A 16491-nucleotide genomic window follows, 5' to 3' on the forward strand; every position below is an offset into this window, starting at 1 on the left:
CACCGGGCAGGTGTCAGGCTCTATACTGCATCTCTCGATTTAGCAGAGCCCTGTGTTTTTGATAAACAGTCGCCTGGACCTCTTCACTGCGTCCTGACGTGTGCAAGCACACTCAGGAGACCCTTCTCCCGAAGTTACGGGTCTATTTTGCCTAGTTCCTTAGCCATGAATCTCTCGAGCACCTTAGAATTCTCATCCCAACTACCTGTGTCGGTTTACGGTACGGGTTGCTTTAATTGATTTTCTTGGATGTATATACGCTAGATTATCAACGCCACCGAAGCTTTGTTGTACTATCTCACAATCTCTTGTGATTCAACCTCCTATTCCGTCAGGAGGCACTAACATCTATACACCGTCTCGTTTAACTTAAAGCAAGTAGCAGAATATTAACTGCTTGTCCATCGACTTCCCCTTTCGGGTGCGCCTTAGGTCCCGACTAACCCTCAGCTGATTAGCATAGCTGAGGAATCCTTGGTCTTTCGGTGTGCGGGTTTCTCGCCCGCATTATCGTTACTTATGCCTACATTTTCTTTTGTAATTAGTCCAACAACCCTTACAGATCATCTTCTACCCAAATTACAATGCTCCCCTACCTACTGACGAAAGTAATCTTTGTCAGTACCATAGCTTCGGTAATATACTTATGCCCGATTATTATCCATGCCGAACCGCTCGACTAGTGAGCTGTTACGCACTCTTTAAATGAATGGTCGCTTCCAAGCCAACATCCTAGCTGTCTAAGCAGTTCAACCTCGTTTGGTCAACTTAGTATATATTTGGGGACCTTAGCTGATGGTCTGGGTTCTTTCCCTCTCGGACATGGACATTAGCACCCATGCCCTCACTGATTAAAAATATTTTATAGCATTCGGAGTTTGTCAGGAATTGGTAGGCGGTGAAGCCCCCGCATCCAATCAGTAGCTCTACCTCTATAAAACTATTTAATCGTCGCACCTAAATGCATTTCGGGAGCATGCGAGCTATTTCCGTGTTTGATTGGTATTTCACCCCTACCCTCAGGTCATCCCAAGACTTTTCAACGTCAACGGGTGCGGTCCTCCACTTTGGATTAGCAAAGCTTCAACCTGCCCAAGGGTAGATCACACGGTTTCGCGTCTATTGTTAATGACTATAATCGCCCTGTTAAAACTCGCTTTCGCTACGGATCCGTAACTGAATTACTTAGCCTGGCCATTAACAATAACTCGTAGGCTCATTATGCAAAAGGCACGCCGTCATACTGACACAATCGTCAATACTCCGACCGCTTGTAAGCGTATGGTTTCAGGTTCTATTTCACTCCTTTATTCAAGGTTCTTTTCACCTTTCCCTCACGGTACTAGTCCACTATCGGTCTCTCAGGAGTATTTAGCCTTACCGGATGGTCCCGGCTGATTCACGCAAGATTCCTCGTGCCCCGCGCTACTCAGGATACTACTATCCTATACACTAACTACCTATAAGGGACTATCACCCGCTATGGCCAATCTTTCCAAATTGTTCTAGTTATAATGCACAGAAATGTTGTAGTCCTACTACCCCAATATTGCCGAAACAATATTGGTTTGGGCTGTTTCACGTTCGCTCGCCGCTACTAGCAAAATCACTGTTGTTTTCTCTTCCTCTAGTTACTTAGATGTTTCAGTTCACTAGGTTTGCTTGATGAATAAATCCATCATGACATATCTTCAATATGCCAGGTTGCCCCATTCGGAGATTTGCGGATCATTTCACATGTGCTGATCCCCGCAACTTTTCGCGACTTATCACGTCCTTCTTCGCCTCTGAGAGCCTAGGCATCCACCATACGCCCTTTACAAACTTTTTAATACCTTCTGTATTTCTACTCTTTATTATTACAATATGTCAATGAACTTTTTGTAGTATAAATTAATGTTAGATTAACTTATGCTGAATATTATTATATTAAATTGACAAGTAAAGATAAACGAGTATAGACTATACTCAGCCGTATTTGCATTTAAGCAAAATACTCTAAAAAAGGAGATATTCCAGCCGCACCTTCCGGTACGGCTACCTTGTTACGACTTAGCCCCAGTTACTAGTTTTACCCTAGGTCGCTCCTTGCGGTGACGAACTTCAGGCACTCCCAGCTTCCATGGCTTGACGGGCGGTGTGTAAAGGCCTAGGAACGTATTCACCGCACCATGGCTGATGTGCGATTACTAGCGATTCCAGCTTCACGGAGTCGAGTTGCAGACTCCGATCCGAACTGTGATATGCTTTTGAGATTTGCGCCTACTCGCGTAGTGGTCGCTCATTGTACATACCATTGTAGCACGTGTGTAGCCCAGGACGTAAGCGCCGTGATGATTTGACGTCATCCCCACCTTCCTCGCGGTTTACACCGGCAGTCTGGCTAGAGTTCTCAGCTTAACCTGTTAGCAACTAACCATAGGGGTTGCGCTCGTTATAGGACTTAACCTGACACCTCACGGCACGAGCTGACGACAACCATGCGACACCTTGCTAATTGTCCGAAGAAAAATCTATTTCTAGACCTGTCAATTTGCATTTAAGCCCTGGTAAGGTTCCTCGCGTATCATCGAATTAAACCACATGCTCCACCGCTTGTGCGGGCCCCCGTCAATTCCTTTGAGTTTCATTCTTGCGAACGTACATCCCAGGTGGGTTACTTATCACTTTCGCTTAGCCACTCATCTCTCAATTGAGACAAACAGCTAGTAACCATCGTTTACTGCGTAGACTACCAGGGTATCTAATCCTGTTCGCTACCTACGCTTTCGTCCATCAGCGTCAGTGCATTGTTAGTGATCTGCCTTCGCAATTGGTATTCTGTGTAATATCTATGCATTTCACCGCTACACTACACATTCTAACCACTTCACAATAACTCAAGAATAACAGTATCAATGGCAATTTTATGGTTGAGCCACAAACTTTCACCACTGACTTATTATCCCGCCTACGGACCCTTTAAACCCAATAATTCCGGATAACGCTCGGATCCTCCGTATTACCGCGTACGCTGGCACGGAGTTAGCCGATCCTTATTCATACAGTACCGTCAACACCCGACTCGTCGGGCTTTTTCTTCCTGTATAAAAGCAGTTTACAATCCATAGGACCGTCTTCCTGCACGCGGCATGGCTGGATCAGGATTGCTCCCATTGTCCAATATTCCTCACTGTCGCCTCCCGTAGGAGTCTGGTCCGTGTCTCAGTACCAGTGTGGGGGATCTCCCTCTCAGAACCCCTACCTATCATTGCCTATGTAGGCCGTTACCCTACATAATAGCTAATAGGACGCATACTCATCCTTTACCGCAATCTTTAACCCAGACGCTCATGCGAGGTCTGCGTACTATAAGGCATTAATCCACGTTTCCATGGGCTATTCCTTAGTAAAGGGTAGATTGTATACGCGTTACGCACCCGTGCGCCGGTCGTCGCCTGAGTGCAAGCACTCAGCGTTACCCCTCGACTTGCATGTGTTAGGCCTGCCGCTAGCGTTCATCCTGAGCCAGGATCAAACTCTTCATTGTTGTTTCTGTTTATAAGTATAACTTTTCTAATCTATACTTTTAAAAACACCAAAATCTGTTGACTCGGGTATGTTTGTTTTTTTCGCTTATCTTTACGCGTTGCTGATTATCTCTAATCAGCTTGTCAATTCAATATGTCAATGTACTTTTTTAATCTTTTTGTTTCGCCCGAAAGCGGGTGCAAATGTAATACCTTTTTTCTTTTCAACAAATACTTTTTCAAAAAAAAACCATATTTTTTTTAATTATGTAAAACATTATTTTAAAACGCTGACTGTGAGGTTTTTATTTTTTTTAAAAAAACTAAAAAAATTTACATCATTAAATATATTTGTAGTCTGTAATAAAAATTTAATTTTGTCAATTATGAAAACTAAAGATATTCATACTTATAAAGAACAAATTGACAACTTAAACAAAAAGTATGCTCAATTAAGTTTAGACCAAAGAATACAGGAGATTTACAAAGATTTCTCAAGCGAAGAAATGCTTGTCACATCTTCATTTGCGGCTAACTCTTCTTTTCTTTTGCATCTATTTAGTCAAAATGCGCCCGTAAAGCCTAAAGTTTACTTTATAGATACATTTTATCATTTTGAAGAAACAATTGAATATAAAAGAGAGCTTTCTAAAAAATATAATTTGGAAGTCTATAATATTATACCAGACTATGAGGAACATTTTAAAACAAGAGATGAGAAGTTGTGGAAAAAAAACCCAGATCAGTGTTGTTATATCAATAAGGTAAAACCTATAGAAAAAATTAAAAAGCATTTTAATGTTTGGGCTTCAGGATTGATGCGGTCTCAAAATAGTCATCGGAAAAATCTTAACATTTTTGAGTTTAAAGATGATATCATTAGGTTTTATCCTATCATAGATGTTGAAATTGAAGAGAGAAACGAATACATCAAAACACATCAACTTGACACTAACCCATTGGTTTTAAAAGGCTACAATTCTATTGGGTGTAAACACTGCACAAAAAAAGGAGCTGAGAGAGAAGGAAGATGGGTTGGTCTTGCTAAAACCGAATGTGGACTACACATCTAATTTAATGTATATAAAATGAAAAACATTAGTATTAAACATATTATAAGTGAAGGTAGAATTTCTGAAGAATATCAAGTTAAGGCTTGGGTGAAATCTTTTAGAAATAATATGTTTTTAGCCTTGAATGATGGATCTTGCTTAAGCAATATTCAATGCGTTTTACCAACTGATGAATATGGTGATGAGTTTATTAAAAAATTAAATGTTGGATGTGCTGTAACAGTTGAAGGCACTTTGGTAGAAAGCCAAGGTCAGGGTCAGCGTGTGGAGATTGACGTCAAAAACATTAAAATACTTGGAGAAGCTAATAGTGAAGATGTTAGAAAAACGATTTTATCTCCAAAAAATCACAGTTTAGAAAAGCTTAGAGAACAAGCTCATCTTAGAGTGAGAACAAATACTTTTGGTGCTGTGATGCGTTTAAGGTCTAAATTATCTTTTGCGGTTCACGCCTATTTTCAAAAGGAAGATTTTCAATATGTTACTACACCTATAATTACTAATTCTGACGCCGAAGGTGCTGGAGAAACATTTAAGGTGACTAATTTTGATTTAAAATCTATTCCTAAAACGGTAAACGGCGAGGTTGATTTTAAACAAGATTTTTTTGGTAAACCTGCAAACCTTACTGTTAGCGGTCAGCTTGAAGCTGAAACTTATGCTTTAGGTCTTGGTAAAGTCTATACGTTTGGTCCTACTTTTAGGGCTGAAAACTCTAATACAACTCGTCATCTTTCTGAATTTTGGATGATTGAGCCTGAGGTGGCGTTTTGTGATCTTGAAGGTGATATGGACTTGGCTGAAGATTTTATAAAATATGTTATTGACTATGTTCTGGAACATTGCATGGAAGATTTAGATTTTTTAGAGCAACGTTTGACCAAGGAGGAAGCTAAATTGCCCAAGCTACAACGCAGTGAAATGTCGCTTATAGAAAAGCTTCAATTTATTACGAATAACAACTTTAAACGCGTAAGTTATACTGAAGCTATTGATATTTTAAAAAATTCTAAGCCTAATAAGAAAAAGAAATTTGATTACATTATAGAAGAATGGGGTGCAGATTTACAAAGTGAGCACGAACGGTTTTTAGTGGAAAAACACTTTAAATGTCCCGTTATTTTATACGATTATCCAGCTAATATTAAGGCATTTTATATGCGCTTGAACGACGACAAAAAAACAGTGAGAGCTATGGATGTTTTATTTCCTGGCATTGGTGAAATTGTCGGCGGCTCTCAGCGTGAAGAAAGACTTGAGGTTTTGGTTGAAAAAATGAAAGCTTTAGACATTAGTGAGGAGGAATTATGGTGGTACATTGATACAAGACGTTTTGGTACTTGTGAGCACAGTGGTTTTGGTTTAGGCTTTGAGCGCTTGGTTCAGTTTGTTACAGGAATGCCTAACATTAGAGATGTTATTCCTTATCCACGATCGCCTAAAAATTTAGACTTTTAATTCACTTTATTTTTTAATCATTTTGCTGTAAGCTTGTGTTCTTGGCTTAGGGATTCTTGAAAAAATATTTATCTTGACCAAGATACGTGGCATCTCCAACACGAGCTTAAATATAGCAGATAGCCTGTCTTTGCCACTAGGCAGGTTCGATTGAAGCCCTAAATTATTTTTTGAAAAGCTTTGTTAAATAGAGTATTGAATAAGCTTTTTTTGTATTTTTATAATAAACTATTTTAGATGTTAAAGCAACAACTCAGTCAAAAATTATCTCAAAAGTTGTCTCCACAACAGATTCAGCTGATGAAGTTAATTCAACTACCAACTTTGGCTTTTGAGCAGAAAATCAAACAAGAGCTTGAGGAAAATCCCGCACTTGAAAGTGGAAAAGAGGAAGAAGATAACTTTGAAGATATGGATAATAGTCAAGATGATGAGCACGAAGTTATTGAGACTGAGTTTGATGTGGATGAGTATTTGAGTGATGATGAAATACCGAGTTATAAAACTTATTCTAACAACTACAGTGCTGACGATGATGATAATAAAGTGCCTTATGCTTCGGGAAAATCGTTTTTTGATCATTTAAAATCTCAAATTCATACATTTAGGCTTGATGAGGAAGAAGAACAGATTGCGGATTTTTTGATTGGTAGTATTGATCAAGCGGGCTACATCAGAAGAGATATTGAAGATATTATTGATGATTTGGACTTTACACAAAGCCTTTATGTGACTAAGGAAAAGGTTTTGAGGGTTTTGAAAATTGTTCAAAGATTGGATCCAGCTGGCGTTGGTGCTAAGGATTTGAAGGAATGTCTTATTATTCAACTCAAAAGAAAACCAGAAAATAAAGATGTGAAAATTGCTATAGATATTCTAGAAAACGCATTTGATATGTTTTCTAAGAAGCATTATGAAAAGCTGAAGCATAAATTTAAACTTTCGGATGAGGAATTAAAAGCGGCTATTGAGCAAATTGAACATCTTAATCCTAAGCCTGGGGCATCTTATTCGTCAAGGTCAAAACCAGTAGATCAGGTTACGCCTGACTTTACGATTAGAATTAAAAATGACGAGCTGGAGTTAACTCTAAATTCAAGAAATGTTCCGCATATGCATATTTCAAGGGATTATAACAATATGCTCAAGAGCTATAAAGAGAATGCACTAAAGACCAAAGATCAAAAAAAGGCTTTGCTTTTTATCAAGCAAAAATTGGATTCGGCTAAATGGTTTATCGATGCGATTAAACAGCGACAAAATACGTTGATATCAACAATGTCTTGCATTATGGATATTCAGCGTGAGTATTTTTTAACCGGTGACGGAAGAAATCTTAAACCTATGATTCTTAAAGATGTTGCTGAAAAAATCGATATGGATATCAGTACGGTTTCAAGGGTTGCCAACAGTAAGTATGTAGATACGCCTTATGGCACTATACTGATAAAAGATTTTTTCTCAGAATCAATGAAAAACGATAAAGGCGATGACGTCTCTACTCGAGAAATAAAAAATATTTTGCAAAACATTATTGACAATGAAGATAAACAAAACCCTTACACAGATTCTAAACTTGTTGAAGCCTTGAAGGAAAAAGGTTATCCTATTGCTCGCCGAACGGTAGCCAAATACAGAGAGGTTTTGGATATTCCTGTAGCGAGACTTCGAAAAGAGTTGTAATGAAAACTTTTCTTGATTTAGGGTCTTATATCTTCCATCCTTTATGGCTCTCTACATATGCCATGTGTTTTTATTTTTATCACGTTAATTTTATGTTTACTTATGAGAATATGATAGCTAAAATTCTATCGGTGATTTTGCTGACGGTTTTTATTCCAATTTTCTTTTTAATATTATTGAAACCTTTGAGAATTATTGATAGTTTTCATCTTAAAAAAATCAAACAAAGGCGACTTCCGCTTTTGTTTTATACAACTATGAGTGCCATTATAATCAACTATATTTTTGACCCTGTGCATTATAAGGTTCCGTTTTATTTTTTTTCGGCTGTATTTTTTAGTGGTTTAGTCTGCGTAATTCTGTCTTTTTTGAATTATAAAATCAGCCTTCACACCACTGCTATATCAAGTTTTTCCTACTTTATTATCAGCTTTAGTCTTTATTATCAAATTGACAAATTATGGATAATAAGTTTGAGTGTGTTTGCTGTTGGTTGGGTGATGAGCTCAAGATTGTCAATGAAATCTCACAAATTGCACGAATTGGTATCAGGTTTAATACTTGGGGTCGTGTCTCAATTGATATTTTTGAAATTCTGGTTTATTTAAAGAATATAGAAAACCACACCAGTTTTGATGACATTGAGTTTTAGGTCTTCTTGTGTATCTGATAATTTAGCATCAAAAATAGAATTAAGATTATATCTAAAAAAGAAATTGATTTTACTTTTACCAAATGAAAAGTAATAATCAAATCTGGCTCTGTTAAGTTCGTCTAAATCTGTTTGGTTAACGGTATTGTTTGGCTGTTCAAAAGTAGATTTGAAATGATACATATAACCAATATTAAATCCGGTATTGTTTCTCCAAAAAGCAGAATCATCACCAATTGCTGAAGTACGCCATCTAAAATGAATTGGCATTTCGATGACTTGAGTTGAAAATCTATTGGTATTAAATTCAACCCCACTATCAATCACGTCAAAAATACTTTGGTCTGTATCGGTTTCTCCTATAAAAAGGTTATGTGAATATGTGTCAAAAGAAAAACCTAACCCGATGCCTATGGCAATATTTCTTTCTTGATTTAATGGCATATCTCTGATATACCCAAAATGTAAACCGCCAGAGAATCCAGACTGAGACATATCTTTCGGTTTATTGACTAAAATATCTATCCCCAAACCAACATAAAATTGATCTTCACGGTATAGGCTATCGACTTCAGCAAAGTTTTTATCAATTAAGTTTTGGCTTACAGAAGTTAGAAATATAAAAAAGGTAAAAAATGTTAATAATCTCTTCATCAAAACAAATATACACTGAATAAAAAAAAGCACCTACATTTAGGTGCTTTTCTGAAAATTTATAAAAACTAATTATTTACTCTAAATTTTTAAATGCAGATCCTTTTCGCGTGATATACGTAATTTTTAGAGCTTCGGCTTCTCTCAATTCAGTTTTGATATCTGAAACTAAACCCATATTGGTTTCTTTATCTACTTTAAGACCAGCAATTAAAGCTTGTTTCAATTCTTCACGTGTATCTTGACGTTCTTCAAAAACAAATTGTTTGATATCTTTTAAGCTCGCATATTTATCATTAAGCTGAATACGAGCCTCTGTACCAGCAATGGATTGATAGCGTTCAGAAGGTTCGCCTGCATAGATATACATAATTAAATCTTTTTTCTCAAGTTTCTCGACCTGATCAGCATAAGGTAATCTATTTTTCACCTTAATTGAAGTATCTCTCATTACAGTTACCACCATAAAGAAAAACAAAAGCATAAAAACTATATCGGGTAATGATGCAGTAGAAATAGCTGGTAAATCACCACTTTTTTTCTTTTTAAATTTAGACATAATTAAATCTTTAAATGTTTAATTTGAAGTACGTTTAGGTTCGGCTTCAGACAATTTTTGAGGATACATATCTTTAATTTGCTCAATTCGTTCTTTCAATTTATCCTTGTCAACAGTATAGCTTTCACTCTTGAATGCCTCTTCCATTTCTCGGAAAGTTACACCAAATAATCGTTTTGCTTCTCTATCTCTTAACTCATTGTAAGCGACAACTAATTCATTTTGAACAGCAATATAATCCGAATATTTTGTCAACCTATTATTTTGTAGTGAGATAACAGCTTTTACTGGATTGTCAGATGAATTCGGATTACCAGGACCTTGACAGTAATTGCATGCTTCGTCGCCTTTTCCTCCACCATTATCTAAAAACTGAATGGCGACTGTTTTGAGATTTTTTAAATCCATAGGTTCATCTTCAACTAATAAATCTCCATTTGAATTTATCAAAACTATAAAGATGTTTTTTTCTTTCAATGGTGGTGGATCTTGTTGATCTTCGATAGGTGGTAGTTTTCTATTAATACCACTATCAGTTTCTATAGTTGTTGTTACTAAGAAGAAAATGAGGAGCAAAAAAGCAATATCTGCCATTGATCCTGCATTGACTTCTGGTGAGCTTCTTCTTGCCATAATTTAAGAGATAATTGCTTTTTTAACTGTTGAAACAAACATAGTTGCAATGGCTACTAATGCAAGTATATAAAATGTGTAAAGCCCTGCACCAACCCATAAAGCACCGTTTTCAGACAATGTATTGGTATCACTAACCGCAAAACCCGTACCATAATCTCCTGAAAGTCCAAAATAAGATATTAGAACAACTAATACAAATAAACCAACAGAAATGAGTGTTTTCTTAACATTACCTCGTAAGATGTCTTTTAAGGTAAATATAAGAACCAATAAGATCGTTATTCCTAAAACGATATAAGCAAGGTAAAGATCTGGGCTAATCAAGCTAGTTTGCAGACTGGCTTGTTCTTTAATCGCATCATCAGATTCTATCATAATTCTCGCAAAGAAAAATGTCTTAAGAACTCCGATAACTATTTTGAAAATATTTAAAAATCTTGTCATTATTTATTTTTTATTATTGTGAGCAACTAATATATCAACTAATGTAATTGAAGCATCTTCCATATCATTTACAATACTATCAATTTTAGCAACTATAAAGTTATAAAATACTTGTAATATAATTGCAACAATCAATCCAAATACAGTTGTCAATAAGGCGACTTTAATACCTCCTGCAACAAGTGAAGGTTGCATATCACCTGCGGCTTCAATTTTATCAAAAGCATTAATCATACCGATTACAGTTCCCATAAAACCAAGCATCGGAGCTAAGGCAATAAATAAAGAAACCCAAGAGACGTTTTTCTCTAATTGTCCCATTTGAACACCTCCGTAGGCTACAATAGATTTTTCAGCGACATCAATACCTTCGTTTACGCGATCTAAACCTTGATAGTAAATTGAAGCCACAGGACCGCTTGTATTTCTACAAACCTCTTTTGCAAGATCTACACCACCGCTTTCAAGAGCATCTTCAACTTTTTGAGCTAATTTTTTAGAGTTTGTTGTAGAGGCATTGAGAAAAATAATTCTTTCAATGGCAATAGCAAGACCAAGGATTAAACATAAAAGTACAATTCCCATAAAAGTTGGTCCTCCTTCTATAAAACGTTTTTTAAGTTCTTGATGGAAACCTAAATCTTCTTCTGCAGTTGTTTCTCCTTCTGGCTCTTCTTGAATTACAGGGTTTTCTCCAACTACAGCAGTAGTCTCTAATTCTACAGCTGATTCATCTGTTAGAATAAATGCTGGCAAGTTGTCATAGTTTGAGTTTGAAGCGTTTACATTTGTCGCGTAAATACCAAAAACCATAAAAAACAGAATGGTTAAAGTTGAAAATAATCTTTTCATTGTTGTTTGTCTTAGAGTTAATATTTGATTTTATAAATTTTGGTTAAATATAGAAAAAATATATATCCCACAAAAAAAAAATTAAAATGCTTCTCTTTTTATGATTTTAGATTTAGCATTTTATATAGTATATAGTCATTTAAATTACTGTATATGTAATAGGTATAGAAATAAAGTCTATAATAAAAATCCTATTAATTTTTTTGGTATTTTCTCACTTAAAGTTTTAAATAGACTTTAAAATACTTGCATTTGTCTATTTAACCTCCAACAGCAACCGCAATACAAAGTCAAACAACACAACACTCTTATACAATTAGATTCTTTTTAATAAACAAAATCAAGTTGTCACTCATTTGTTCATTTTCAAAAGTCAGGTCATTTAAACCAAGTATTCTTTACATATAGATAAGTCCTTTTACACTTTAGGAGTCTAAAATCAGTCTTCAAAATATGCATCCAATAAATCTTGAGCTTTTTTCTCATCTTTTTTTTTCACATAAAATTCAATATCACCAAACACGGAAGCATAAGACGAATCGGTTTTATCTATCACCTCATAATATTGATTGTTTGCTGTAAAATAATTTTGTAAGCCCATAGATTCTACCGAAGATTTTGTACTAAAAATTCTAACTTTTGACATGGTTTTATTTTTGTACTAAGATAATGCTTTTTATACTAATTTGAATAAACAATATCGCTAATAAAAAAATGTAGAAATAATACCGACGTATATTGTAAGGCTTCCTTATATACAGGAGATATCTAAAATAACATTTGATATTAGAATACAACGAGACGTTTTACTAATAGCAAGGCTTATAAAAAAACCAAACTTAAAACTTTAGAAACAAAAAATAATATAATGAAATTGAAAGAACAAACTCAACGTCTTTGTTTAAATCAATTTTAATTTAAAAAAGCTCTATAATAAGAAACTTGTTTTATAGCGTTTTTAATATCCGTTTGATTTGTTTTATTAAACCTTCTAAAGAATTAATAGAGTTAAACTTTTCTGAACTTATAAGCACTTCCAAATCATACTGATTTTCTAACAATATCACAGGCAATTCAAAGTTGGGTCTAAATTTAGAGTTATACAGTTTAATAAATTCATCGGCATGCAAAAATTTCATATCTACATCAGAATTTTCTCTAAACTCTTTCCAAGCTTTTTTTTCTTTAAATACACCATAGGTTAATTCACACAACTTACATTGATAGGTTTTTGGACTTAATATTTTGTGAGCAGAATCTAATAACGCATTTTTAAGACCTGAATCGGCATTGTAAACAAAAATGAGTTGTGGTTTGCTTTTATTTTCCATTGTCTTTTAATTCTAACTTTTCGGCGAAATAATCACAAAAATCTTTCATAGTTTCACTCATTTTTTCATCTTGTGTTGCTCTATAATAGGTATCGCTCATAGTGAGAAGAGTTTGATGAAAAAAATGCTTCATCTCATCAACGGGCATATCTTTTGTCCATAAATCAATACGCAGACTTTCTTTAGCTTTATGATCCCAAATAGATAAAAAAGCGACTTTAGCTTCTGCCTGTTCAACGCCACCGTCTTCTGCAGACCAAGTTATGCTTTCTGGAATTTTGTTTTCGTCTGTTGTAACACGCAAAAGAATATCTGATGTTTTATTACTCATAGTTTAAGGTTTATACTTTGATTGATTAAACAAGTCTTGTTCTGGTATTTCTATAATTTCTTTTAAGCTTTTGTCTGGATGTTTTTCAGCATAAGCTTTTACGATTTGCCACCCGATATACTGCCCTAATCTTGGCGGTGTTTCATTATCTATTTCTAAATAAAATTTAGTGAACGATCCTGATTGCAAAAATCTTCGTCGTAAATCAGATTGACTTGAATACAACAAATCTCTTTCTACAAAATATTGCCAAACCATAAACTCTTGGTTTTTTGCCCATTGAAAATCATCTCTTGAATAGCCTATCAATTGATGTTGTTCAACCCAAGGCAAAAGTTGAGATTTAAAATAAAGTTTTTTTCCTTCATAAATCATTTGACTTAAAAATGTACGTGACTGTGGAAAATCAATGAGTTTATTGGCATATTGTGTTGCGATGTCAGGTAAAATTTGTTCTGGGGTTTGTAAAATAGAAATATAATTTTGAAACCCTTTATAAAATCTATGATCTTGACCCAAATAATTATCTAAAGAAATGTATAACAGTTCATCATTTAAAACAACTTTCGACTTGTAATCGACATATTCAGCCAAAGTTACCACTCTAGGAATTGATTGATTTGGAAAATAATATTTTAAATGTTTAAAAAATAACGTGATTTCACTTTGATATTTTGAAAAATCAGAAAATGTGACCAACACCTCTTTTTCTATTTCTTGTTGTAAAGAATCTTGCATTTTCAAAAGCCACAAACTATCAGGAATTGATTTTTGAAACATAAAAGGATACTCCGTTTGTAAACGTTGTAAATCTTGCGGTTCAGCATCAGAAAAAATACTATCAAAACGAATGAAATCAACTTCTAATTTCATCTCAGCAATTTCAGGTTTAATTTGTTTTGAATCTTGGCATGAAAACAAAATGCCAAAACATAAAACAAAAAAGACAAATGATATTTTTTTCATAAAAACTATTAAGGCTTAGGAGTGAAACTTAGTTTTCTTTACTTTTAAACAAATTTTCGCAAATATACCAAAATACAAACGCATGAATACACAAGCTATTATTAATCATATTGTAAAATGGTTAAAAGATTACGCCGAACAAAGTCAACAAAATGGTTTTGTGGTAGGTGTTTCTGGTGGGATAGATTCTGCTGTAACTTCCACTCTTTGTGCAAAAACTGGACTTCGTGTTTTGTGCCTTGAAATGCCAATTCATCAAGACCCCAATCAAGTGAGTCGAGCTGAAAAACACATTAACAATTTAAAACACCAGTTTGCCAATGTCAGCAGTCTTAAGATAGATTTGACTGAGACTTTTGACACCTTTCAATCTACAATTCCACAAACACCTGATACTGATCAAAAAGCATTAAGTTTAGCCAACACACGAGCCCGTTTTCGTATGAGTACGTTATATTATTTTGCTGGGTTGCACGGCTATTTAGTAGCAGGCACTGGCAATAAAGTTGAAGATTTTGGAGTTGGTTTTTATACCAAATATGGCGATGGCGGTGTGGATCTCAGTCCTATTGCCGACTTAATGAAGTCTGAAGTTTACGCCTTAGGCAGAGAACTCAATATCATAGATGAGATTTTGAATGCCACCCCAACCGATGGGCTTTTTAGCGATAGCCGAAGCGATGAAGATCAACTCGGTGCCAGTTATGACGAATTAGAATGGGCAATGACTGCTGATGACAAAGACCTCACAGATTTGAATCCAAAACAACAGCAAGTTTTAAAAATTTATAAAAAACTTAACCAAGCCAACCAACATAAGATGCAATCTATTCCGGTTTGTAAGATTCCACCTGAATTGAAGTAATAGATAAAGTTCTGTTTTTTTATATGTTTTAAACCATTAATAAAACCTGCAACTCAATAGCAACAGGCTAAATTTAATACAAACTAATCCTTAAGATTTATAGTTGTTATCGCCATCCAAAAAAAAAGAAGTTTTAAAAATTGTAACGCACTTGTATTATGACTTGTTAAACATAAATTGTATATTTACATTAGAAAAAAAATATGATGTCAACAATAGATTTAAGAAATACTATTAAGGAATACATAGATACAGCAGACATAAGACTATTAAAAATGATGAAAGCCTTAGCTGAAAGTTATCAAAACGATAATCAAGAAATCACTTTAAGCGAGGAACAATACAAAATGATTGACAAACGCAGAGAAGCCCATTTAAAAAATAAAAGTCAATCTTTAACATGGGAACAAGTCAAACAAAATGCAAGAAACGTCAGCTAATAGATGTCTTATATTTTAGAAATTAAACATGAAGCTAACTTAGAAATCGTTCAAGCCTATCTTTATTATGAAGAAAACGCTTAGGTTTAGGCGAAGAATTTTTAGAACATTTAGATACTTATTTTGAGAGAATAACAGCAAACCCAACACACTTTCCACAAAAACGAAAACCCTATAGAGAAGCATTTATAAAACGTTTTAAATTTATAATTATTTACGAGATGATTAAAGATAAAGTGATTGTATATTCTTTATTTAACACTTGTCAAGACCTCAACAAAAAGAAGAGCAAATAGCATTTTTTTTAAGTTACAGTCTGAAAAGTTTTTTAAAAAATTGAATTAAATGATAAAACAAATGTTTTTTAAAATATGGAAGAGATACACTACATAAAAAATCAGGCAGTTTAAGCGTTCATTTAAAACGAGTAGGTTTGGACAACACTATCATTGATATGCATTTCTATGATTCAGATAAACATAAATAGAGATTCTTTAGACGGTAAGAAAACTATGACTTTAGTCCATAGTGATTTAGTGATTCAACAACTAAAGAATTTCTTGTTATTTCGTCATTCTTTTTATGATTAGCAACAGACATACCTTGACAAGGTGGCGTTGCAATTAAAACATCTGGTGTTTTAATTTTATGTTTTTCTTGCCAAAATTCTAATTCATCAAGAAGTTTTTGTTTTACATCATGTTTTGTAATATCTCCATCAATGTAACCACTATCGTATTTACATTTGTTGTTAAAAGTCTGTATTTTTAGCCTTTTTGTAAGAAGTTCATTTGTAGCAATGCATTCAAAACCATTTTGTTTAAAGCCATAACACCCAACTCCTACACTGCTAAATAGACTAATGTATGTTAATGGTTTTTTCATAGTTCTAATTTTTGTGAATTCCATTGAGTTTCTTCAGGATTGTTCCATAATGCGGATAATTTGATAAAGTATCACGGTTTTTTAGTCATAAGAATATCCAAAATCAAGCTCTTTACGAATTTTGGGGTCTTTTCGTATGGATTCAACAAATGA

16 protein-coding genes and 2 rRNA genes (1 of these 18 running past the window's edge) are annotated in these 16491 nt (G+C 34.5%); 6 read left to right on the forward strand and 12 right to left on the reverse strand.

Annotated elements, in window-relative coordinates:
- A 23S ribosomal RNA gene (locus IGB25_RS09500) occupies positions 1-1831 on the reverse strand (it extends 1046 nt beyond the left edge of the window).
- Between the two features lie 172 nt (positions 1832-2003).
- A 16S ribosomal RNA gene (locus IGB25_RS09505) occupies positions 2004-3529 on the reverse strand.
- Together the 16S and 23S rRNA genes form the textbook arrangement of a ribosomal RNA operon.
- A gap of 366 nt (positions 3530-3895) precedes the next feature.
- Between IGB25_RS09505 and IGB25_RS09510 the strand changes: the two genes are divergently transcribed.
- The 4 genes from IGB25_RS09510 to IGB25_RS09525 all read left to right on the forward strand — a co-directional run bounded on the left by IGB25_RS09510 (position 3896) and on the right by IGB25_RS09525 (position 8331).
- Entirely contained in the window at positions 3896-4582 is a 687-nt protein-coding gene (locus tag IGB25_RS09510; protein WP_211064802.1) for a phosphoadenylyl-sulfate reductase, read from the forward strand.
- 15 nt (positions 4583-4597) lie between these two features.
- On the forward strand, positions 4598-6040 hold the full coding sequence (gene asnS, locus IGB25_RS09515; RefSeq protein ID WP_211064803.1) for an asparagine--tRNA ligase: 1443 nt from the start codon (positions 4598-4600) through the stop codon (positions 6038-6040).
- Between the two features lie 237 nt (positions 6041-6277).
- Entirely contained in the window at positions 6278-7723 is a 1446-nt protein-coding gene (rpoN, locus tag IGB25_RS09520) for an RNA polymerase factor sigma-54 (protein WP_211064804.1), read from the forward strand.
- Positions 7723-8331: a hypothetical protein gene (locus IGB25_RS09525; RefSeq protein WP_211064805.1), complete on the forward strand. Its 609-nt coding sequence runs from the start codon at positions 7723-7725 to the stop codon at positions 8329-8331. The genes rpoN and IGB25_RS09525 overlap by 1 nt, the downstream gene beginning before the upstream one ends.
- Here IGB25_RS09525 and IGB25_RS09530 read toward each other — a convergent pair.
- The 9 genes from IGB25_RS09530 to gldB all read right to left on the reverse strand — a co-directional run bounded on the left by IGB25_RS09530 (position 8328) and on the right by gldB (position 14148).
- Entirely contained in the window at positions 8328-9029 is a 702-nt protein-coding gene (locus IGB25_RS09530) for a porin family protein (protein WP_211064806.1), read from the reverse strand. The two genes, IGB25_RS09525 and IGB25_RS09530, sit on opposite strands and share 4 nt — an antisense overlap.
- 76 nt (positions 9030-9105) lie before the next feature.
- The gene (locus IGB25_RS09535; protein ID WP_211064807.1) at positions 9106-9588 is read right to left on the reverse strand and encodes a biopolymer transporter ExbD; all 483 of its coding nucleotides are present in this window, start codon (positions 9586-9588) and stop codon (positions 9106-9108) included.
- Positions 9589-9606: 18 nt separating this feature from the next.
- On the reverse strand, positions 9607-10221 hold the full coding sequence (locus IGB25_RS09540; RefSeq protein ID WP_211064808.1) for a biopolymer transporter ExbD: 615 nt from the start codon (positions 10219-10221) through the stop codon (positions 9607-9609).
- 3 nt (positions 10222-10224) lie between these two features.
- Positions 10225-10668 carry a hypothetical protein gene (locus IGB25_RS09545; RefSeq protein WP_211064809.1) on the reverse strand — a complete coding sequence of 148 codons (444 nt, stop codon included), beginning with the start codon at positions 10666-10668 and terminating at the stop codon, positions 10225-10227.
- Positions 10669-10671: 3 nt separating this feature from the next.
- Entirely contained in the window at positions 10672-11520 is an 849-nt protein-coding gene (locus tag IGB25_RS09550) for a MotA/TolQ/ExbB proton channel family protein (RefSeq protein WP_211064810.1), read from the reverse strand.
- Between the two features lie 439 nt (positions 11521-11959).
- Positions 11960-12166, reverse strand: coding sequence for a hypothetical protein (locus tag IGB25_RS09555; RefSeq protein WP_211064811.1), 207 nt, complete (start codon positions 12164-12166; stop codon positions 11960-11962).
- A 301-nt stretch (positions 12167-12467) separates the two neighbouring features.
- Positions 12468-12851 carry a GTPase gene (locus IGB25_RS09560; protein WP_211064812.1) on the reverse strand — a complete coding sequence of 128 codons (384 nt, stop codon included), beginning with the start codon at positions 12849-12851 and terminating at the stop codon, positions 12468-12470.
- Positions 12841-13182: a gliding motility protein GldC gene (gene gldC / locus IGB25_RS09565; protein WP_211064813.1), complete on the reverse strand. Its 342-nt coding sequence runs from the start codon at positions 13180-13182 to the stop codon at positions 12841-12843. Before gldC ends, IGB25_RS09560 begins: the two co-directional genes overlap by 11 nt.
- A gap of 3 nt (positions 13183-13185) precedes the next feature.
- On the reverse strand, positions 13186-14148 hold the full coding sequence (gene gldB / locus IGB25_RS09570) for a gliding motility lipoprotein GldB (RefSeq protein ID WP_211064814.1): 963 nt from the start codon (positions 14146-14148) through the stop codon (positions 13186-13188).
- Positions 14149-14230: 82 nt separating this feature from the next.
- Between gldB and nadE the strand changes: the two genes are divergently transcribed.
- Both nadE and IGB25_RS09580 read left to right on the forward strand, forming a co-directional pair.
- A complete protein-coding gene (gene nadE / locus IGB25_RS09575) occupies positions 14231-15013 on the forward strand; it encodes an NAD(+) synthase (protein WP_211064815.1) in 783 nt (260 codons plus the stop codon).
- A gap of 203 nt (positions 15014-15216) precedes the next feature.
- The gene (locus IGB25_RS09580; protein ID WP_211064816.1) at positions 15217-15453 is read left to right on the forward strand and encodes an addiction module protein; all 237 of its coding nucleotides are present in this window, start codon (positions 15217-15219) and stop codon (positions 15451-15453) included.
- A 510-nt stretch (positions 15454-15963) separates the two neighbouring features.
- Here the strand turns inward: IGB25_RS09580 and IGB25_RS09585 are convergent.
- Positions 15964-16338: a DNA cytosine methyltransferase gene (locus IGB25_RS09585; RefSeq protein ID WP_211064817.1), complete on the reverse strand. Its 375-nt coding sequence runs from the start codon at positions 16336-16338 to the stop codon at positions 15964-15966.
- Between the last annotated feature and the right edge of the window lie 153 nt (positions 16339-16491).

Origin of the sequence: Flavobacterium sp. CS20 (genome assembly GCF_018080005.1) — a bacterium.
Lineage (GTDB): Bacteria > Bacteroidota > Bacteroidia > Flavobacteriales > Flavobacteriaceae > Psychroflexus.